General features: G+C 53.1%; 9 protein-coding genes and 1 pseudogene. All 10 read left to right on the forward strand.

The window, feature by feature from the left end; translation table 11 throughout:
• Positions 1-573: pseudogene (locus GSQ82_RS05115) on the forward strand (TonB-dependent receptor); the annotation flags it as partial.
• Positions 574-849: 276 nt separating this feature from the next.
• On the forward strand, positions 850-4,845 hold the full coding sequence (locus GSQ82_RS05120; protein WP_158790920.1) for an IPT/TIG domain-containing protein: 3,996 nt from the start codon (positions 850-852) through the stop codon (positions 4,843-4,845).
• A gap of 273 nt (positions 4,846-5,118) precedes the next feature.
• On the forward strand, positions 5,119-7,623 hold the full coding sequence (locus GSQ82_RS05125; RefSeq protein WP_254061433.1) for a glycoside hydrolase family 2 protein: 2,505 nt from the start codon (positions 5,119-5,121) through the stop codon (positions 7,621-7,623).
• A 408-nt stretch (positions 7,624-8,031) separates the two neighbouring features.
• Positions 8,032-11,658: a glycoside hydrolase family 38 C-terminal domain-containing protein gene (locus tag GSQ82_RS05130; RefSeq protein WP_371417156.1), complete on the forward strand. Its 3,627-nt coding sequence runs from the start codon at positions 8,032-8,034 to the stop codon at positions 11,656-11,658.
• 438 nt (positions 11,659-12,096) lie between these two features.
• Entirely contained in the window at positions 12,097-13,458 is a 1,362-nt protein-coding gene (locus GSQ82_RS05135; RefSeq protein WP_158790922.1) for an APC family permease, read from the forward strand.
• On the forward strand, positions 13,455-14,387 hold the full coding sequence (locus GSQ82_RS05140) for a carbohydrate kinase family protein (protein WP_158790923.1): 933 nt from the start codon (positions 13,455-13,457) through the stop codon (positions 14,385-14,387). The genes GSQ82_RS05135 and GSQ82_RS05140 overlap by 4 nt, the downstream gene beginning before the upstream one ends.
• Before the next feature lie 14 nt (positions 14,388-14,401).
• Complete coding sequence (locus GSQ82_RS05145; RefSeq protein WP_158790924.1) at positions 14,402-15,352, forward strand: alpha/beta hydrolase; 951 nt, start codon at positions 14,402-14,404, stop codon at positions 15,350-15,352.
• Positions 15,353-15,508: 156 nt separating this feature from the next.
• Complete coding sequence (locus GSQ82_RS05150) at positions 15,509-16,663, forward strand: ROK family transcriptional regulator (RefSeq protein ID WP_158790925.1); 1,155 nt, start codon at positions 15,509-15,511, stop codon at positions 16,661-16,663.
• A 715-nt stretch (positions 16,664-17,378) separates the two neighbouring features.
• Positions 17,379-20,774 carry a TonB-dependent receptor gene (locus GSQ82_RS05155; protein WP_254061434.1) on the forward strand — a complete coding sequence of 1,132 codons (3,396 nt, stop codon included), beginning with the start codon at positions 17,379-17,381 and terminating at the stop codon, positions 20,772-20,774.
• Positions 20,775-20,819: 45 nt separating this feature from the next.
• Positions 20,820-21,692: a GntR family transcriptional regulator gene (locus tag GSQ82_RS05160; protein ID WP_158790927.1), complete on the forward strand. Its 873-nt coding sequence runs from the start codon at positions 20,820-20,822 to the stop codon at positions 21,690-21,692.
• Positions 21,693-21,699: the final 7 nt, after the last annotated feature.

The following is a 21,699-nucleotide window of genomic DNA, read 5'->3' on the forward strand; positions in this document are numbered from 1 at the left end:
CTGCCTGTGGGAAGGGGACGCCAGTTTCTCGGTCACGTAAACCGCCTCGTAGATGCAGCTATCGGTGGCTGGGAGGTGTCGACGATCGCCAGTTGGCAGACGGGCATGCCGTGGCAGCTTAACGGGAGCACAGACTTCACTGGCAATGTTCGAATCGACCGCAAGGTTACTCCCACAACGGTCGCTGGTGTGAATACTTCATGCGTGGCGCAGTGGGTGCAGCAAACAAATGGAACATACGCACTACAGTCCAAAGGAACCAGCAACAGTTGCGGAGGCGCCTACAACTTCATCGTGGCGCCATCGTACGGGATTCAACCGAATGTCAACTACACGGGAATCCGCAATCCTGGCACCGAAGATGTGGATGCAAGTCTATCGAAGAACTTCGAAATCTACGAACGGCTGCGCGCGCAGTTTCGGGTCGATGCATTCAATCTGCCGAATCATCCTACCTTCTCGGGGAACTATGACAATGGCCCGACAGACGGAACCTTTGGCCAGATCGTAAAGTCTTCCGGGCAAAGCAATCAACCACGCAACGTGCAGCTCACCTTCAAGGTTAGTTGGTGAGAGGCAGGTTGCGTCGGAAGCGCCGTGGTCTCTTGCCTTACCTGAAAGGTTGAGGTGAGGCAGGAGACAGCTATTTGAATGGATAGAATCCATCTCTGCCACTGTAGTTGCAACTACAGGTTCTGATCTGATTTGAAGGAGAGTGCCATGGGTCGCATACAAGAAACAGAAATATGCACATCAGAAAATATTAGGCAACGCCGTCTGTGCGTCAGCCTCTGCTTGTTCGCGCTCATGGTCGTCGCGTCTCTGACGGGTTGCAGCGGAGGATCCGCAGTGCCAGCGCCGATGACGATTACCTCCATGACACCAAATACCGTATACACAACCGGTGGTCAGGTCGTATTCGCAGGCACGAACTTCACTCCGGACATGAACGTCACGTTTGGCGGCGTCGCTGCTCAGAAGATGTATTTCCAGAGTTCGACTCTTGTGACGGCGATCACTCCAGTTGTTACAGCGGCTGCTACCGTCGACGTAGCTGTCAGCTCCTCCAATGGCGGTGCAATCACTCTGCCGAAGGCTCTGACTTATACTGTGCCTCCACCACCTGTACAGCCCGGGCAGTGTTCGACTCTGCCTTGTACCTACCAGGCAGCAAATCCCGCTAATACTCTACTGGGTACCGCAACTCAAGCGGTATGTGCCGGGTGCACAAATGGCGAAAAGGTTGGGAGTCTTGGATTTGGCGGATGGGTCATCATTAATAACATCTATGTCCCGGCTGACGGTAACTACACCTTAACGATTATTGGTTGTGAAGGTGCGGGTACCCAAACTTACAAAGTGCTCGTCAATGGCGGGACCGCTATCAGCGTTCCACTCTCAGGCAATAACTGGTTCGCGAATGCTGCCCCTGTTTCGATCACGGTTCCTCTTAAGGCAGGAGGGGCAAACACAATACAGCTGGGAAATGATACGGATTGGTCTCCTGATGTCGTCTCTATAACAATCGGTGGCGGTAGCTCAATCGGCCTGACCTCCCTCGCGCCGAATCAGGTTCTCCTGACAGGTGGACAAGTTGTACTTACCGGCACAAACTTCACCTCCGACGCCGCCGTTACGTTCGGCAGTGTAGCGGCCACATCGAGCTCATTCCAGAGCTCGACACAGATAACAGCGACGACGCCTGCGGTCAAATCAGGAGGAGCCGTCGACGTTGTAGTGAGCTCTGCTGCAGGTGGAATGGCCACCCTTTCAAAGGGATTGACGTACGTGCAGTGTCAGAGCGTACCGTGTACGTATCAGGCTGCTGATGGGGGCAATACGCTGGTAGGCAATGCAGCGGTCGGAACGTGTACCGGCTGTGCACAAGGGGTCAAGGTCGGAAGTCTTGGCAATGGAAGCGACGTCATTTTCAACAATGTATACGCTCCTTCTGCCGGGAACTACACTCTTACGATTATCGGATGTGAAGGTGCAGGAACCCAAAACTACCAGGTTATCGTAAACGGCGGGACACCTATCACGATTCCTCTTACGGGGACGAACTGGAACGCCCCTGCAGCACCGGTATCAATTACGATTGATCTCACCGCTGGAGGCAATAATACGATTGAGCTCGGCAATGCGAGCGATTACTCTCCGGACGTTGTCTCGATTGCATTAAGCGCCGCGAATCCGGCGACGGTTCCAACTATCGCCTCGGTTACTCCAAACCAGCTGCCAATAACCGGGGGTCAAGTCGTTATTACCGGAACTAACTTTACTCCGAGTACAACGGTTACGTTCGGTGGCGTCGCAGCTCATCCTGTCTCATCCCAAAGCGCAACCCAGTTCACGGTCATAGCCCCTGCGAGTGCGACTCTCGGAGCCGCAGACGTTGTGGTCACCTCACCGACAGAAGGTACAGCCACCCTCTCCAAAGGGATTACTTACACTGAGCCCGTAGCGTGCACGAGTAGTACATGTGTGTATCAGGCATGGGATCCGCAGAACAAGTTGAATGGGGGAGCTGCGGTTGCGGCATGTGTGGGTTGCCCCTCAGGGCTTAAGGTTGGGAGTATGGGCTACAACAACGGAGTGACGTTCAACAACGTGTACGCTCCTGTTGCCGGCAACTACATCGTCACACTCGTCGGTTGCGAAGGTGGTGGTACGCAAACCTATCAGGTCTCGGCGAATGGAGGGGCGGCGAATAACGTTCCGCTCTATGGGAACAACTGGTATGTTTCCACCCCGCCTGTGTCAACCGTAGTCGCCTTGAATGCTGGAAGCGCAAATACAATCACGGTTACAAATACTCAAACGTATTCTCCGGACATTGTCTATATCGCGGTCAATCCGGCGAACATCGGAACCTCGTCTTCGCCGCAGCCAGTAACCATGTCCAGTGGGCAAAACCTGGTCACTTACGATCTTAGCACTGGGTTCGCCACGTTTGCGAGTGGTGGTCTCAATAAGATCACAGGATTTTATAGCGAGGCGTACGTCGGCTCCACCCTCTATCGCAGCACTTCGTCCTCATACGCCCGTACCGCTTCGAGCGGGGCGAATGGCGAAACCGATATCACTCTGACAGCGACCGACGGCTCACCAACCATGATTCAGCGGTTCATCATGAGTGCCAATCACTTCACGGTTCAGGTGGAGATTGATGGCGCCAGTGCGGGTAGCAGCGAGATGTCGCCTTTGGTGGTCAATCAGGCAGGAGCTGTTGACGCTGGGAGCTATACTGATCCGCGGTTCCTTGTTGTTCCTTACGACAATAATGCTTACTACAACTACAACGCCGAGACGCCGAACGGACTGTCCGATACCGGCTACGAGGTTGGAGCGTTCTATGACAACACTAGTCGTAATGGCCTGGTTGTCGGCTCGGTAACGCACGACACCTGGAAGACCGGTATTCAGTTCACTGGCAACGCGAACAAGCTGGACTTCCTTTGGGCCTATGGCGGAGCCAACAGTACAGAAGATCAATTGCCTCAAAGTGCAGTGTCTGGTGCCAAGATACTGTCTCCTGTTGTGATGGTGGGTTACTACGACGATTGGCGTCAGGGTATGGAAGACTTTGCCAACACCAACGCACAGTATGCCCCGATGCTCACCTGGACCGGTCCTGCCCCCATGGGCTGGAACAGCTGGGGCAAGATTCAAAATAATCTGAGCTACACGAACGCTACGGCTGTGGAGGATTACTTTCACACACAGTTGCCGAATTACAACAACAACGGTGTCGTCTACATCAACCTCGATAACTACTGGACCAATCTGACGGACAGTCAGCTACAGAGTTTCGTCACGCACGCACACAGTCAGGGCCAGAAGGCTGGTATCTACTGGACTCCGTTCATCATCTGGAACTGGACGGATCTGACAACTGCTGTCGATGGTGCCCCGAACTATAAGTTTGGCGACATCGTCATGAAGTATTCAAACGGAACGCCTATGGGGGCGGTCGACAGTGCCTGGGGTGCGGATCCAACGCATCCTGGCACACAGCAGAGAATTGACTACTACATTAATAAGTTCAAGACGATAGGGTTCGACTACATCAAGCTCGACTTCTTGATTCACGGAGCCCTGGAAGGAGGCTCGAATAACGGAGTGTTCTACGACACTACGATTCACACCGGTACACAGGCATACAGCCAGGCGATGAATCGTCTTTACACAGATGTGGGCACGTCGATGCTTATCGATGAGTCGATAGCTCCACTGTTCCCCTATCAATACGCCCACACCCGCAGGGTTGCAGGCGATACTTATGGCTCGATCGAAGACACCAAACGCGAGATGGCTTCGGCCAGTTACGGTTGGTGGATGGCAGGCAGAATCTATAACTGGAATGATCCGGATGAGATGCTGCTTGAGGGAACGGAGACCCCTTCAGGTGGAACGACACCGGTTCCCTTTACAGCTAACGAGAACAAGAGCCGTGTTACGTCTGGCGCGATTGCGGGCTTCATGCTGAATGGGGATGACGTAACCGACGCTGGCGCGCCGCCGCTTGTTCAAACGTGGCTCACTAACACCAGCATCAACGGACTACCAGCTCTCGGGTTGAACTTCAGGCCTGTTGAAGGCAATACTGGGACTGCGCCCGTCAATGTGCTCGTTGCACAACAAAGCAACGTCTACTACGTCGCTGTCTTCAACTATGACATCGCCAATCCACTCAACACAACAATCGACCTGGGTCGTGCTGGTTTGAACAGCTCGACGGCTTACTCTGTTACGGATCTGTGGACTGGCAAGACTTCCTCCGCAACCGGCAGCCTCCTAGTAAGTCTTGGTGCTGCCGAAAGTACAATCTTGAAGTTGCAGTAGAGCGATTGGCTTGAAAGCGGGATCAGCACGCTAACCCAGGTGCTGATCCTTTACTCGTATCTTGATATACAGGCGCAGCTATCTGTGGAGTTGGTTTCCGCTAAGGCTTGCTGCTACGCATCTCAGTTAGATCATTTGTAACGAAGGGAAATATTCATGGGTCTCGGTCAGTTGCTTCGTTGGTTTTTCGTATGTGTCATTGCGGCTCCTCTGCCTTCTCTTGCAGCAGGCGTAAGCCATCTCGAACGGGTTCCGCTAAACGTAGGATGGACTGTGCGGCAGCTTCCAGATGACGGAATGGCTGAGAGCCAGAGCGCGACACCGCCGAGCCTCGATGGAGGATGGTTTCCTGCGACTGTACCTGGTGATGTGCATCTGGACCTGCTCAAGAATGGCAAGATTCCTGATCCGTTCTATCGGGACAACGAAGCAAAGCTACAGTGGATCGAGAAAGCAGGATGGGAGTATCGCACGACAATCGACGCAACCAAGGCGACTCTGGCCCGCGAAAATGTGGAGCTGGTCTTTGATGGATTGGATACAGCTTGCACGGTCTTCCTCAATGGGCAGCGCATTGCTTCGCCTGACAGCATGTTTCAGCAGTGGCGATTCGACGTTAAAGCTCGGCTTCATGAGGGCGGTAACGACCTACGTATTGTATTCCCGGCGCCGATGAAAGCTGCAGAAGCCGTCGCTGAAAAAGATCCCTGGCACTCCCGAACACACACAGATCCAAAGGGGTACATTCGGAAGGCTGTCTATGAGTTCGGTTGGGACTGGGGGCCGCGTTTTGGAACAAGCGGCGTATTTCGGCCTGCTTATTTAGACGTATGGGATAGTGCGCGCATTAAAGACATCTTCGTCGAACAGGAAGGTGTAACTGCCACCTCCGCACATCTCGATGTGCATACAGATTTGCTTGCTTCGAAAGAGACCAAAGCCAACGTGAGCGTAACCTACGGACTTGGTGCGGAGCAGTTGCACATGGATCGTGTTGTCACTCTTGCTCCTGGAAGCAACCGTATTTCGTTCCCGATCGAGATTGCACATCCCCAGCTTTGGTTCCCGTCTGGCTACGGTGCTCAGCCCATCTATCATTTCCATATTTCAGTGAAAGAAGACGGTCACGAACTCGACGCGAAGGACGCGAAGACCGGACTAAGATCTGTTGTCTTAAGAAGGGAATTGGATAAGTGGGGACGATCCTTCGAGTTTGTCGTGAATGGAATTCCGGTCTTCGCCAAGGGTGCGGATGTAATCCCGTTCGACAGCTTTCCGAACCGTGTGACGAGCGAAAAATATCGGCACATTCTGCAATCGGCGAAGGATGCGAATATGAACATGGTCCGGCTGTGGGGCGGAGGCTATTACGAAACGGAGGAGTTCTACGACATATGCGATGAGCTTGGATTGATGGTCTTCCATGACCTCATGTTTGGGAACAACTGGCAGCCTGGCACCTACGACTTCAAACAAAATATCGAGCGCGAAGCAGAGTATCAGATGACACGTCTCCGCAACCATCCGAGCATCGTTCTCTGGGATGGCAACAACGAAACCGAGGATCTCAGAGACTGGAACGGCAATGGTCAGCTTCCTCCAAACGTCCACGAGCGGATTTGGGAGGACTATCTTACCGAGTTCAGCGGTATTCTTGCGCGGACCGAAGCAAGGGTCGATCCCGAGATTCCATACTGGCCAAGCACACCCAGCGCTGATTATGAAGAGCTAACCGACGCCTACCAGAGCGGCGATAACCATGATTGGACTGTCTGGCACGGAGGAGCTGATTTTGCCGAATATGAGAAGCGTCCCTGGCGTTTCGTATCCGAGTATGGCTTCCAGTCTTTCCCTGAGATGAAGACAATCGAGTCTTTCACTTTGCCGGAAGACCGGGCAAATATCTTCACCCCGGTGATGAAAGCCCATCAGAAAAATGGAGATGGGAACAGGCTCATTCAGGAGTACATGAAACGCTACTTCGGCGAACCTAAGGACTTTGCATCCTTCCTATATGCCAGCCAGGTTCTACAGGCAGAGGGCATCAAGGTGGGTGCGGAGAGTTTCCGTCGAAAGAGACCAGAGACCATGGGGTCCCTCTTCTGGCAGCTCAACGACTGCTGGCCGGTAGCCTCATGGTCGAGCATCGACTACTACGGACGCTGGAAGGCTTTGCAATATTACGCAAGGAGATTTTATGCTCCTGTGCTGGTTTCACCTCATGTAGAAGGGGGAACACTTGCAATCTATGTTGTGTCAGATAAGACTGCAGCAGTGGACGGTACTCTCCGTCTGCGGATCATGAACTTCTCTGGCCAGATAATTAAAGAGACAAGTCAGGCAGTCAAGATTGACCCGCTAGCCTCGAAGGTATACCAGCAGTTACCGCTGATTGAGTTGTCGGGCGCCAACGCCGCCGATTGGTCTGGTCTTGTCGGAGTTACAGATCTGGTCGTCGATGGAGAGAAGATATCCACCAATCTGGTCTACTTTGTTCCTTCCAAACAGATCAAACTGCCGCATGCTTCGGTAACAACAAGCCTTACTAAAGTTGGAGACGGATATAACGTCACTCTTCAGGCACCAGTTCTGGCGCGTAGTGTGTATCTCTCATTCGGAGAACTGGACGCGGAGTTCTCGGACAACTATGTAGACCTTCTTCCTGGAGAGACTAAGACGATACATGTCACCAGTAAGGCGAAGATGGAGGATCTCAAGGCCCAAATGAAGGTTACTTCACTAGCGGACGCCTTCTCGGCTAATGTCGCTGCAAACTAACACGTCGATTTGACGTTCATGAGTTGAACGAGCGTCGAGTTCTAGCGGCGGCATGCGGGAAAGACTGCATGCCGCTTTTCTGCGCCTGCTAAACATCAGCAAATGTGGCTTGAAGTACAGGGAAGCGAGCGTGACGACCCCACGGAGTGGCGGCTCAAAAGGCAGAGGACGGGTAACTTTGTTCTGATTCTGCGCGTCAGAGGTGATTTTTCATCGCGTATCCTTTTAGAAAAATCGAAGACGGAAGTGATGTGTTTCAGCCAGATCGTTGGCTGGTAACGTTGCCATTTTTGTAAGATGGCAATTATATTGAACTCCGCGATTCAACTGCGCATCCAGCGGTCGCGAATTTGGTGGGCGTCGTGCCGTGAGCTGCTACCAACGTCTTCAAAGAGTCGAGATTACTAAATGGGAAAGTATTTTCATGGCATCTCTGCCACGATGAAGTATGGACGACAGCGGACTCGTTTTGGCGTTCTCGTTCTAGCGACGACCTCGATCTTGCTGCATGTCTGCAATGGTCAGACCATGAAGGCTCCGGACATCAAGCAGGTTCCGACTCTCTATGTCGTCCCTTATGCGCACCTTGATACGCAATGGCGCTGGGAGTTTCCGCAGGTGATCAGCGAGTACTTGCTGAAGACGATGCGAGTCAACTTCGACTACATGGATAAATATCCTCACTATGTATTCAACTGGACGGGGTCGAATCGCTACCGTTTGATGGAGGAGTACTTCCCGGATGACTACGCTCGAATGAAGCAGTATGCAGCACGAGGTCAGTGGTTTCCGGCCGGATCTTCGGTTGAGGAAGGAGACGTCAATCTTCCGGGCGCAGAGGGGATCTTCCGCCAGATTCTATATGGCAATGCATACTTCCGTCATGGCTTCGGCAAGGCAAGCAACGAGTTCATGCTGCCGGACTGCTTTGGTTTTCCAGCTTCCCTCCCAAGCATTCTGGCGCATGCCGGTGTTAAAGGATTCTCAACTCAGAAGCTCAATGCAACCTGGCAACCGTCTCCAAAAGTTGGGGGGCCGGACTCTCCGGAAAAGACTCCTGAGGGCATTCCATTCAATGTAGGTATCTGGACCGGCCCGGACGGCAGCACGGTTCTTGCGGCACTGAATCCTGGTGGCTATACAGGCACAACTTACACCGATATAAGCAAGGAGCCCGGCCCTCCCGCGCCCATGCCGCAACTGACCGATGAACAGAAGTCTCATCTCACGCCGCAGCAACTGAGATTTCTGCAGCGCTCAAGGCAGCCGGAAGAAGATTGGGTGAAGCGAATCGCTTTAGACGGTAAAGTGACTGGGGTCTTCGCGGACTATCACTACGTGGGGACAGGCGACATCGGCGGTGCCGCGCCGGAATCGACTATCAAACTACTGGAAGCGATCATTACCAAGAGCGAGACCGTACTGCCTCCGCCGCCGCAGTTCAACTTCCTCCGGAATGCAGGCATCGCTGAACCATCTTCCGGCGCCGAAGTCAGAGTAGGGGATGGGCCCGTCCACGTCATTGAGGCAGCAGCAGACCAGATGTTTAACGACATCAAGCCAGACATGATGTCACGCATGCCTCAATACAAAGGTGATCTAGAGCTGATTAACCACTCCGCCGGATCGTTGACCTCGCAGGCGTACCACAAGCGGTGGGTTATTAAGAATGAAAACCTGGCGGATGCAGCGGAAAAAGCCTCGATCGCCGCAGCCTGGATGGGCGGACAGTCTTACCCGCAGCGCCGCCTCAATGACGCATGGACACTGGAACTTGCGGGTCATTTTCACGACAGCGCCGCTGGTACCGCGACTCCACGTGCCTATGAGTACATCTGGAACGACGACACGATCGCCGCGAATCAATTCGCAACGGTGCTGACCGCTGCCAGCACCGCGATCGCCTCAGGCCTCAATACGGAGGGCAAAGGAACAACCGTCGTCGTCTATAACTCTCTCAATATTGATCGACAGGATGTCGTCGAGGCCGGCATCAGTTTCCAGGGCGGCACTCCGAAGGCCGTGCGCGTCTTCGGTCCCGATGGTAATGAGGCACCGGCGCAGCTTGAAGACGGAAGAGTCCTATTCCTGGCCAAAGTACCGTCGGTTGGATACGCCGTATATAACGTGGTAGCGGCAGAGAAGCAAGCTCCCGCCGCGGAGTTAAAGGTCACGGAGTCGTCGCTTGAAAATGCGCGTTACCATGTTCAACTCAACAGAGAGGGAGACGTCTCCAGTATTTATGACAAAGCTCTGAAAAAAGACTTGCTTTCGGCGCCGATGCGGCTAGCGATTTCTAACGATGCGCCGACTGTCTATCCTGCTTGGAATATGGATTTCGATCAGGAACAGGCTGCACCGCGTGCGTATGTTGGCGGGCCGGCACAGATTCGCATCGTCGAAAACGGACCAGTCCGTGTGTCTATTGAGGTAACGCGCGAAACGGAACACTCTAAGTTTGTCCAGACTATCCGTCTCGCTGCAGGGGATGCGGGTAATCGGGTCGAGTTCGCGAATGCTATCGATTGGAGAACTCTGTCCGCGAATCTCAAGGAGTCTATCCCTCTGGCCGCGTCGAATTCGGATGCCACTTATAACTGGGACATCGGCACCATTCAACGGGCTAACGCGCAGGAGCGACAGTTCGAAGTAGCCTCTCATCGTTGGATTGATCTGACCGACAAGAGTGGTATCTTCGGAACGACCATTCTGACAGATTATAAGAATGGTTCGGACAAGCCGGCCGACAATACTATCCGACTGACGCTTATGCGCTCGCCGGGTGTTCTTCCGGAGAATGGACGTCCGTCGCCATACACCGATCAGGCGAACCAGGACTGGGGGCACCATGAGTTTATATTTGGCCTGACTGGTCACGCTGATGACTGGCGCAAGAGCCAGACAGACTGGCAGGCGTATCGCCTCAACGATCCTCTAATGGCATTCGGAGCCACAAAACATCCAGGCCCGCTCGGCAAGAGTTTTTCTTTTCTGCGTTTGAATAATTCTCGAATTCGCGTATTAGCTGTGAAGAAGGCGGAAGAGAGCGACGAGATCGTCCTGCGCATGGTGGAGCTCGACGGCAAACCGGCGTCGGGTGTGCGTATATCCTTCTCTGGGCTTGTTACAGAGGCTCGTGAAGTCAACGCACAAGAGCAACCAGTTGGAGCTGCGAATGTGAACGGAGGTGCGCTGGTCGCATCCTTCAATCCATATCAGCCGCGCACTTTTGCGCTGCGGCTAGGTTCGCCTGCCGTACATCTCGCATCGCCGCATTCGCAACCAGTCGCGCTGAACTATGATCTTGCTGTCGCGAGCAACGACGACACCAAAACAGAAGGCCCCGGCATTGATGGGAAAGGCAACGCGCTGCCGGCCGAGATGCTCCCCACCCAGATTGATTACGATGACGTGCAGTTTCAACTAGCCGCTGCCGGAACGGGGAAGGCAAACGCGGTCATCGCAAAGGGCCAGAATATCGCTCTGCCTGCGGGCATGTTCAATCGCATTTTCATCCTTGCGGCATCTTCCGATGAAGATCAGAAGGCGGTGTTCCGCGCTGGAGGGCGGAGCGCGGAATTGAACATACAGGCCTGGAATGGATTCGTCGGCCAGTGGGACACGCGTCTTTGGAGCAATCAGACAGAGCGAGACTGGGCAATATCCGCACATCATGCAGTATGGCCTCCAGCCGACCTGGAGAAACAGGAGTCGCATCCCCCATCGCCACGCTATCCCGAGGACTATGCGGGACTCAGAGCAGGTTATGTGAAACCGGCTAGCCTCGCATGGTATGTCTCGCATCATCACACGGCTAATGGGATCAATGAACCTTATCAATACTCCTATCTCTTCGCGTATTCCATCGATGTTCCCACAGGTACGCGAACGTTGACACTGCCAGATAACGATAAGATTCGGGTTCTCGCTATCTCTGTAGCTGATGACAATCCATCGCTGAGACCTGCTGTCCCGCTCATTGACACGTTAGGCCGCACGGGGCCGTCGCAAACCATCGAGCCAACAGCCTATTGAGACAATCCGTCGACGCGTGAATTGTGCTACTGCTGTAAAACTTATCAGCTGGACAACGGCGATTTGGTTGGAGATGTCACCCTCTCTGAGGTTCCTCGCATTATAGAGTTCCTTCTCTGTATGAGAGACATCCCGTAGTTATCTCGGCCTTGCCCTCGTCTTCTTCCTTCTACGCACGTGCCTTACGTCAGGCACGACTACTCAAAATTCAGGATGCGATGGTCAGTGCAACGGAGTAACGCGGGTTTGTAAAGTGAAGCTGCTCTGTCAGACTGAGCGATTTGCTTGGAAGATCAATTTGAACGTCATTGGCCAGTTGACCCATCGTGACTCAAAGCTCAGCAAACTCCAGGGAGGCAAATCTTATTAACGATTATTGACAAAGAACTTTACCCACCTCTATACTCTTTTCATTGTCATGGACATCCGGAGCCTCTCATGCAGGCCAATCTAGTAGGTGCAGAGGAAGACTCGAGTCGCCGGATGGGGATACTTGGAGCTTGTACCTCCAACATGCTCAACATGATAGGTGTCGGTCCCTTTCTGAGCATTCCCCTTGTTCTGATTGCAATGCATGGTTCTCATATTTTGCTCGTGTGGATTCTAGGCGCGATCATTTCGTTGTGTGACGGTCTCGTGTGGGCAGAGCTGGGATCAGCCATGCCGTACTCTGGCGGGCCTTACTTCTACTTGCGTGAGGCCTTCGGCGCCCAGACCTATGGGAAGGCGGCAAGCTTTCTTGTACTCTGGTCAACCGTACTTACTGCTCCATTTCTTATCGCCTCGGGCGCAGTTGGATTCTCGCAGTACCTTCATTATTTATGGCCAGCCATTAATGATACTGGGCTCTCCGCGCTGGCGATGGCGGTCTGTCTGATCAACGTCGTGTTGCTCTATCGTAGAATCACAACGATCGGCGCAATCTCTATTGGCCTCTGGGTACTAGTGGTCGGAACGATTCTGTGGATCATCGTAGGTGGTGCTGAGCACATTCCCGCCGCTCTGAGAGTGCAGATCAACGGTGGCTTTCCGTTGAGGGATGGCGTTTTTTGGAAGGGTGTTGGCGCTGCCACATTGATAGCTGTCTACGACTATGCTGGCTATTACAACGTCTGCCTGATCGGTGGCGAGCTGAAGCGCCCGGAACAGACAATCCCGTACTCCATCATCTTGTCTATCGTCTTGGTCGCTATTCTCTACATCGCTATGAACCTTGCCATCCTTGGTGCACTCCCGGTTCAGCAAAGCATGCATTCGACTGCCATCGTGGCGGATTACATGCAAGCGGTTTACAGCATCCAGAGTGCAAGAGTGGCTGACCTGCTCATTCTAGTTGCATCATTCGCTTCTGTGTTCGCGATTCTGCTCGGCTACTCACGCATACCATTCGCTGCTGCAAGTCAGGGAGAGTTCTTTAGCATCTTTGGACGGGTACATCCGACGAAAGGCATTCCCCACGTTTCGCTTGTGATTCTTGGCGTTCTCTCTGCGTGCGCCTGCATCCTCAGCCTCGACACACTGATCAGTCTGGTCATTGTGATCCAAACCATGGTTCAGTTTCTTGCTCAGTGTGTCGCTGTGATTCTACTGCGCGGGCGTCACGCGAAGGAAAAATCAGTCAGATTTTTAATGCCTCTCTATCCCTTACCAGCCGTCATTGCTTTTATAGGTTGGCTCCTCATTCTTATTTCTAGCGGTGCAAAAAACATACTCATCGCTTTTGCCGTCACCCTGGCTGGCGTAGCCGCCTTTCTTTATAAATCGCGCCAAGAGCAGAGATGGCCTTTCGAGACAATATGATGAAACGCTGGGATATCGCCATAGCTGGCGAAGTATACGTAGATCACATCTTTACTAACTTTGATCATGTCCCATTACCAGGGGAAGAGGTCTTCGCAGAGCAGTATCGTCGTGAGGCTGGAGGCGGTACTGTCAACACTGCTTGTGCACTGGCACGCCTTGGCCATCACACCTCTCTTTTTGGGGTGTTCGGGAAAGACGAAGAAGCATGGATTCGATCGAGACTCAACTCTTTCGGAGTTCATGCTGAGGATGCGCGCTCTTCTGAGTTGCCGAATGCACTTACTGTTAGTATGTCCACGAGATCGGATCGCAGCTTTCTAAGTTATGCCGGAGCAAATAGAGCTCTTGAAGCATACGTGGCTCTGCCTGAAACGATTGCGGCTTTGTCTAAGTCGCAGCATATTCACTTTGCCATGCCGCTTGAGCTTGAGCTCGCGAAGCTATTGCTGCCTGCCCTTCGGTCCGCTGGTTGCACTTTTTCCATCGATCCTGGGTGGCGTAAAGATTGGTTTCTGAACCCAGACAGTCTTGATGTGTTACGCATGGTCGACCTGTTCTTCCCAAACGAAGGCGAAGGGCAACTGCTTACCGGAAGTAAGGATCCAGAGCAGGTGCTGCGCGTATGTGCGGCTATGGGATTGGAGCACACGGTAATCAAACTGGGTCCGCGCGGAGCAATCACTTTGCGACAAAATCATTTTTACAAAATGCACCCCCCCGATGTCGAGGTTGTAGATACTACAGGTGCGGGCGATGCGTTCGATGCTGGATTTATTGATGCATGGCTATCTGGCGCTGACATCGAAGAGCAGCTACGAAGGGCGTGTATTTGCGGCTCCCTTTCGACGCGTGCCCGTGGCGCTCTTACCGCACTGCCTTCCCGACAAGAGATATTGGATGTAGTACAAGAGAACTCAATCGTCTGATCTTGGAGACCGAAGTGTCGAATCTGTGGATTGACCCCGTGTTCTTATCGCTCGTGAAGCATCCACGAGAAGGCTTTAACGACATAAAGGCCCTGCGTGAAGCCACCGCTGCTGCACGGCAAGACGTCTCGTCATTGCTCTCAGATGTCGACCTCGAGATTAAAGACCATGGTGTTTCCTCCCCTGACGAAGATAAGACCGTAATACCGGTCAGGATCTATCGCAGGAGAGATGCCGAGGGCGCATCTCCCGTATTGCTTTACCTTCATGGTGGTGGTTTCTTCTGTGGAGATCTCTTCTCTGAGCAACTGCAATGTATCCGTTACGCTCTGAATGCACGGTGTGTCGTCGTAGGTGTCGCCTACCGGTTAGCGCCCGAAGATCCTTTCCCCGCCGGTCTTAGAGATTGCTACCAAGTGCTCGAATTTCTCTGGGAGCATAGTCAGGAACTCAAGCTCGATCGGGATTTTATAGCCGTCGGAGGCTCAAGTGCGGGCGCGAATCTCGCCGCCTCAGTCGCTCTGCTTGCACGTGATCGCATGGGGCCGAAGATATGCTTTCAGCTATTGCTGATACCGGCACTGGATGATCGACTGGAGACAGACTCGGCCATGCAATTCACCGATACGCCGGAATTTGCCAGGTCTGAGGCAGAGATTATGTGGCGCTGGTATCTAGGCGAAGACCCTCAGGATGTTTCTCCCTATGCGGCGCCGGCACGAGCAAAAGATTTGGCTAATCTCCCGGCGTCCTACATCCTCTGCGCAGGCCTCGATCCATTGCGAGATGAAGGGCTTAGTTATGCAAATCGGCTGACTAAATCGGGAGTGGCTGTAGAGCTCCACTTAGTGCCGTCTATTCCTCATGGCTTTGCTAGTATTCCATCTGCGGCGATCTCGGAGCGCCTGTTGAACGAGCAAGTTGACGTGTTGCGTAGTGCGTTCGCACGAGAGAGCAGCTTGTGATCCGCGTAGCGAATCATAATATGGCACTGGACACCGTTTTCTAAAAGGGTGCCAGGCAAACGGTGCACGAATCAATGTAGAGAAACAAGAACGGATTGATACCAGTCGAGGCGCAGGATGAGTAAAAAGGGAGTACTAATCGGGAGTCCAGCACTCATGCGACGCACAAATGCGCGCACGATTCTACGATCCTTGAAAGAGCTAGGTAGCTGCTCGCGTGCAGATCTCGTTCGCGCGACAGGAATGAGCGCTCCTACGGTCGCAAATGTCGTCTCCGATCTCGACGATCTTGGCCTCATTCATTGGATTGGAGAGGGCGTATCAGGTGGGGGGCGTCCGCCGGAGAATCTTCGCTTTAATGCTGATCATGGCTGTCTCGCTGGAGTCGACGTTACGGCAGACGCACTTCGAATTCTGCTGACTGACCTCAACGGAACTCTTCTTGAGGAACAAAGCGAAGCATTACCGAAGGAGGTACGCAGCCCTGATGCAGTCATCGAAGTGCTGCGTGCCTTGCTGAAGGCAATGATGCAGAGACGCAATCTGCCATCAAAGAAGTTAGTTGCGATGACAGTCGGCGTAGCTGGGATTACGAATGCAAGAGACGGCATTGTAGTGTCTGTAAGCGGTTCAAGCACTTGGAGAGATATCTCGCTGCGGGATCTGCTGAGGCCGCATTTCGCATGTTCCCTCTTCATCGAAAACGACACAAACCTCGCCGCGATTGGAGAACACTTTTGCGGTGTAGCTCAAGCAGAGGACAGCTTCGTCTTCATAGGGATCGGAGCAGGTGTCGGCGCGGGTATATTTCTCAACGGACAGATAGTGCACGGCGCGAGCTGGTCGGCTGGAGAAATTGGTTATCTTCGAATCCCAAATATCTCTAGCATGCAGCCATCGTTATATGAATTCGGGGCGCTTGAGCAGGTATTAGGAGGACCCGGTATTCTGAGAAGCTGGAATGCAGTTAGTAACAAGTCTGGACAAACAATCAAGCTACGAAAAGCCAACAAAGTCCTTGATCTCGCGCTCGAAGGCAACGCAGCGGCGCAAAAAATTGTTCTACAACGTGCTAGCTTGCTCAAAGATGTAATTCTGAATCTCTCCCTTATTCTGAATCCAAATCTCTTTGTGGTTGGAGGGGATATAGGTGCTCACGCAGCCTTATTGCAGCTAACTGTGGAGATGCTACAAGAAAGTGAAGTAGCAGTGGCCAATGTGCTTCCAAGCAGTCTGGGAAATTCAGCAGTTGTATGGGGCGGCATCGCGGTTTCTATGCAGAATTCAGAGCAAACGCTCCTGGGGAACTAACCTCAGCACGGAGATCAAGCCAACCTGCAAGATCAAGTTACCTTGTTTTATCGAGGTGCCAGCAGCTTCCGCCCATCGTTGCGGGCTTGCGAGGATTTGATCGTCACTAAGTGAAAGCGTGTGCATAGCAGCGAAGGCTAATGCGTCGCGGCTCTGCTCTCAGACAGGCATGCCTCGACTTAGAACCTCTTCAGATGAGATGGACGCAGTGGGGAAGACGATTGGGGAGAGCTGAGCCAAATTAGCGCATAAAAACTAATATTTGTGTTGACGATGCTACATATTAACGATAGGTTCCTAAGTATCTTTTCAAGATATAAATTTGCGTTTCTGGATCACCGTTGCGCGCAGTGCTCAATCCGTAGAGATTTTCACTATTGACTAGGGGCGTCCCTACCAGGCTAAAAGAATAGGACACCTCCCAACATCAAGCTTCTTCTCAGAAGCCCAACTGACCCAGCTAGAAATGATATGACCAGCGGGACCGAACACGCAGAACTTTAAGGAGAGGCTCATGAGAGAGACAAGTTCTTCGAATTGCCAGACAAAAACAAGGATTGCAAACGTTGTTTCAGAAGCTACGCTGCTTCCGGCTGTTATTGCAAAGGCGAGGAGTCTCGTGAAAGGTGTTTCACCTGTTCTTTTGGTGCTGGCCTTGCTAGCGTTTCCTTTCCGGGCAAGCGCGCAAGAGCTGGCGGGAACATTTGCGGGCACAGTGACCGATCCAAGCGGCGCCGTGATTCCGCATGCCACCATCACGATCACGCTTAACGGAGTAAGCGGCGCCTCCCGTGTCGTGCAGTCAAATGAGTCCGGCAACTACACCGCAACGAATCTTCCCACAGGTACATACACGATTACCGTCTCGAACCCGGGCTTCGAAAAATTCTCCGATCGCAACGTAGTGCTGAATGTCGCGCAAAAGCGCACGCTAAATGCGCAACTAAAGGTCGGGTCCCAAGGCCAGACTGTAACAGTGGAAGATAACCCGGTAGCTGTCGATACCGAAAGCAGCTCCCAGGCTGGAACCATCTCTGGAACCCAGGTGCGTGAACTGGAGTTGGTCAACCGCAACTTTCAACAGTTGGTTACGCTGCAGCCAGGCGTTGTGAACATACTCGGCGACGAGCCCGGGTTTGGCGGGCTTAATAGCACGGCTTTCATCTCGGTCAACGGCGCGCGCGCTACGGCCAATAACTGGACGGTAGACGGAGCGGACATCAATGACAGCGGCGCGAATTCTTCACTGCTCAACGTTCCCAGTGTTGATGCCATAGAGGAGTTTACTCTGGAGCGCAGCTCCTACGACGCGAGCTTCGGACGCAGCGGGGGCGGCCAGATTCTGGTAGCCACCCGCTCCGGCACCAGTTCGTTTCACGGCTCAGCCTATGAGTTTGTGCGTACGGCGGACACCAACGCAAACTACTACTTCAACAATCAGCAAGGTATTCCGCGCACTCCTGATCACTATAATAACTTCGGCTTTACCCTTGGCGGTCCGATCTTTATTCCACACCTTTACAACTCGGAGAAGAAGAAGACCTTCTTTTTCTGGTCGGAAGAATGGCGCAAGATCACGAGCCCAACATCGAACAATGTGCCGGCGCCTAGCGCGGCTGAGCTTGCGGGTTCGTTTTTTGCCGCAAATGAACCGAGCGCGCCAGCTGGATGCATAACAGGATGGACCCCGAACCCGAATGTACAGGTGGGTGGTGGCACAGGCACTATCAATCCTTTCTGTTACAGCGCGAACGCCAAAGTGTACCTGTCCCAGATTTTAGACAAAAATCAAGCTAATTTCACTACCTTCAATGCGCAAAATAACTTCAACTACGGTACCCAGATCTCGTCTTTCCCGACGCTGAATAACTTCCGCCAGGACCTCGTCCGGATAGACCACTACTTCAACGACAAGCTACATTTCTTTGCGCGTGGCATGCAGGACGATGCTCCTAGCAATCTTCCAACCGGTCAATGGGGTGGCGCCAATTATCCGGGAGCGGTGAATGTCGGCATCGACGCTCCTGGCAAGAATGTAGTAGCTAACCTCACCTGGACGATCTCTCCGAAGATGGTGAACGAGGTGGAGTTCGCCTACTCGCAGGGAACCATCAATAGTGTGCTCTCGGGGCCCGCAAACTCTCCCAGTGTTCTTTCCTCGCTTACCAACAACCTGGCCTACCTTGACCCCTATGGGCGCATTCCGAGTGCAACCATCCTGGACGGATCGGTCACTGTCGTGTCACAGGGAGCGGCTCCGTACAACGAACGCAACTTAGACCGGAACATCTTTGACAACTTCACGGTGACATTGGGGAATCACACTTTGCACGCAGGCGTTACGGCCCAGCAGATGTTGAAGACCGAGAACGCCGGCAACGGTAATGCGAATTTCAACTTCAATACTTGGGGAGATTTCTTGTTGGGCAATGCTGTCCAGTATCAGCAGGCCAACCGGGATACTATTCCAGATCTGCGATTCTGGAATACGGAAGCCTATGTCCAGGACGATTGGAAGGCGACCCACAGATTGGCTGTAAATCTGGGCCTTCGCTGGACTCGATTCCCCGCACCCACGGACGCGAAGAATACGCTAACCAACTTTGACCCATCATTATACCAACCGACTCAGGCTGCGGCCCTCGACGGCAACGGAAATTTTGTCGCAGGTCAGGTCTTCACGCCGGCGACATACGCCAATGGACTAATCTTCCCCAAGGGCGCTGCCTGTTCAGCCGCTCAGGCCATCTCTTCTCAAGTCACCTGCTCTCCTTATGGCAGCACGGTAAACCCCAACAACAACTGGAACTTTGGACCTCGTGTCGGTTTTGCCTACAATCTTTACGGAGATAATAAGACCGTTCTGCGCGGCGGGTTCGGTATATTCTTCGACCGCACGAGTGACGGCATCTGGGAGCAGAACGCATTCAGCGATCCACCGCTGGTCCAGACGACGACGATCACCAATACGACGTTTGACAATCCGGTGGGAGCTGGGAGTGTTACACCTGCATCCGGACCGAATCCACTGACAACCACAGGCGCTCCCACCTTCAAGGTTCCCTCGTATGCGGCCTTCAACCTTTCTCTGCAACAGCAATTGGCCCCTACAACCGTACTTGAAATTGCGTATGTTGGCTCAGTCTCCCGGCACCTGCAGGGCGAGATGGATACGAACATCCCAACGCTGGCTACACGCGAAGCAAATCCGGATGCGCCTCTCAACAACGTTCGCCCCTACCTAGGTTATTCGGACTTCAAGACCAGGCTGCCGGTCTTTACTGCCAACTATAACTCGCTGCAGGTATCGCTGAATCACCGCACGACGCGCGACCTAACGCTAGGTCTCTCCTACACCTGGTCTAAGAATCTGACGGATTCGTGGAACGATCGCGGCACTGCCGCCACTGGCAGCGCTCTCAGTGGACCTCCGGGCACCGCCAGTACCTATGCATATGATCCGAAGCTCGACTACGGTGCATCCGGACTGAATCAGCCGCAGAGCTTCATTAGCAACTTCGTCTATAAGGAGCCGTTTTTCCGTGAGCAGCATGGCTTGGTCGGACATACGCTTGGCGGCTGGGAACTCTCGGGTATTGTCACTCTAAACTCCGGATTATCTACAAACGCCTATCAGAAGGTTGACCCATTTGCCTGCACTCCCCCAAACCCTCCGAGCGCTCCTGCAAGTCCTACCAATCCTCTCTGCGCCGCGGACAGCCCGGTAGGTACCTATGCTGGCGGTCTGGGCATGGTAAACCCGAACGCAGATATCTCTCCTCGTCCTGATCAGGTGTCTACAATTCATCTGACCAAAACTCAGAGTCAATGGTTCACTACCAGCTCCTTCGCTACAGCCCAGGGACACTTTGGCAGTAGTGCAGTTGGAAACATCCTGAGTCCTGGCATGGAAAAGATCGATCTGGGTTTGCTGAAGAACTTCAGGTTCACCGAAAATATCAATCTTCAGATGCGTGCAGAGGCTTTCAATCTCTTCAATCACACTAACTTTTGGCTCATAGATACAGGTCTTGGAGACGGCACCTTTGGACAAGCCACAAGCGCTCATGCGCCACGCCTCATGCAGTTCAGCGCAAAGCTGTATTTCTGACACTGGCTTCCACTAACGAACCCAAACCTACTTACGATGGTGACGATGATCCCGACTGCCCGAGCAGAAACTAGTGAACGTGTGCCGACAGGTTCGTCTCAGATCGCATCCGCTGAGCGACTTCTCAACAGAAACGGATTCGTTCCCCTGTACTTTCAGATTCAACGTGCACTGGTCGATAAAATTAATTCAGGAGAACTACGGGAAGGAGATCTTCTATCCTCTGAGTGGAACTTGGCCCGCGCCTATCGCGTCAGCCGGATGACAGCACGCGAAGCTCTACACGGATTGAAAGCGAGTGGTTACGCCTGCAGTCTGAGAGGGCGCGGTACCTTCGTCACGAAACCAAAACTCGACAAGCCTCAGGCGCAGCTAAGGGGCTTTACTGAAGAGATCACACGACGTGGTATGGTGCCAGCTTCGCGCCTGCTGGAGCAGGCAGTGATCGATGCGGATGTTGAGCTGGCGGAGAGCCTAGAAGTCCAGGTTGGAACGCCAGTGATGAGGCTCTATCGCCTACGGCTGGCTGATGGTATACCGATGGCAGTTCAGAAAGCCTATCTCTCACTTAGCCGCTTTTCTGGTATCGAACGAATCAACTTTACTGAACAGTCGCTCTACCAAACGCTTCGCGAAGAATTTAGTGTTCAGGCAGCCTGGGCTGCTGAGACAATCGAAATCCTGCCGGCAACACGCGAAGAGTCTAGACTGTTGGAGATTCCTACAAGGACAGGCATCTTGTCCATATCGCGAAATACCATCACCGAAGACCGTGTACCAATCGAGATTACAGTCTCGCGATACCGTGCAGACCGATATCGCGCGCTGGTTTATATCCCTGCCACGGCAATACCCGTAGATGCGACGATCTATAAGAATAATAGTCTGCGCCTTCAAAACAACTCGGAGGCGCTCTGACAAAAGA

This window comes from Granulicella sp. L60 (assembly GCF_009765825.1).
Classification (GTDB): Bacteria; Acidobacteriota; Terriglobia; order Terriglobales; family Acidobacteriaceae; genus Edaphobacter.

Bases quoted from the DNA above. Each gene is read 5' to 3' on its own strand.
- GSQ82_RS05130 (WP_371417156.1), top strand. From the start codon at position 8,032: ATGGGAAAGTATTTTCATGGCATCTCTGCCACGATGAAGTATGGACGA.
- GSQ82_RS05135 (WP_158790922.1), top strand. From the start codon at position 12,097: ATGCAGGCCAATCTAGTAGGTGCAGAGGAAGACTCGAGTCGCCGGATG.
- GSQ82_RS05140 (WP_158790923.1), top strand. From the start codon at position 13,455: ATGATGAAACGCTGGGATATCGCCATAGCTGGCGAAGTATACGTAGAT.
- GSQ82_RS05150 (WP_158790925.1), top strand. From the start codon at position 15,509: ATGCGACGCACAAATGCGCGCACGATTCTACGATCCTTGAAAGAGCTA.
- GSQ82_RS05160 (WP_158790927.1), top strand. From the start codon at position 20,820: ATGATCCCGACTGCCCGAGCAGAAACTAGTGAACGTGTGCCGACAGGT.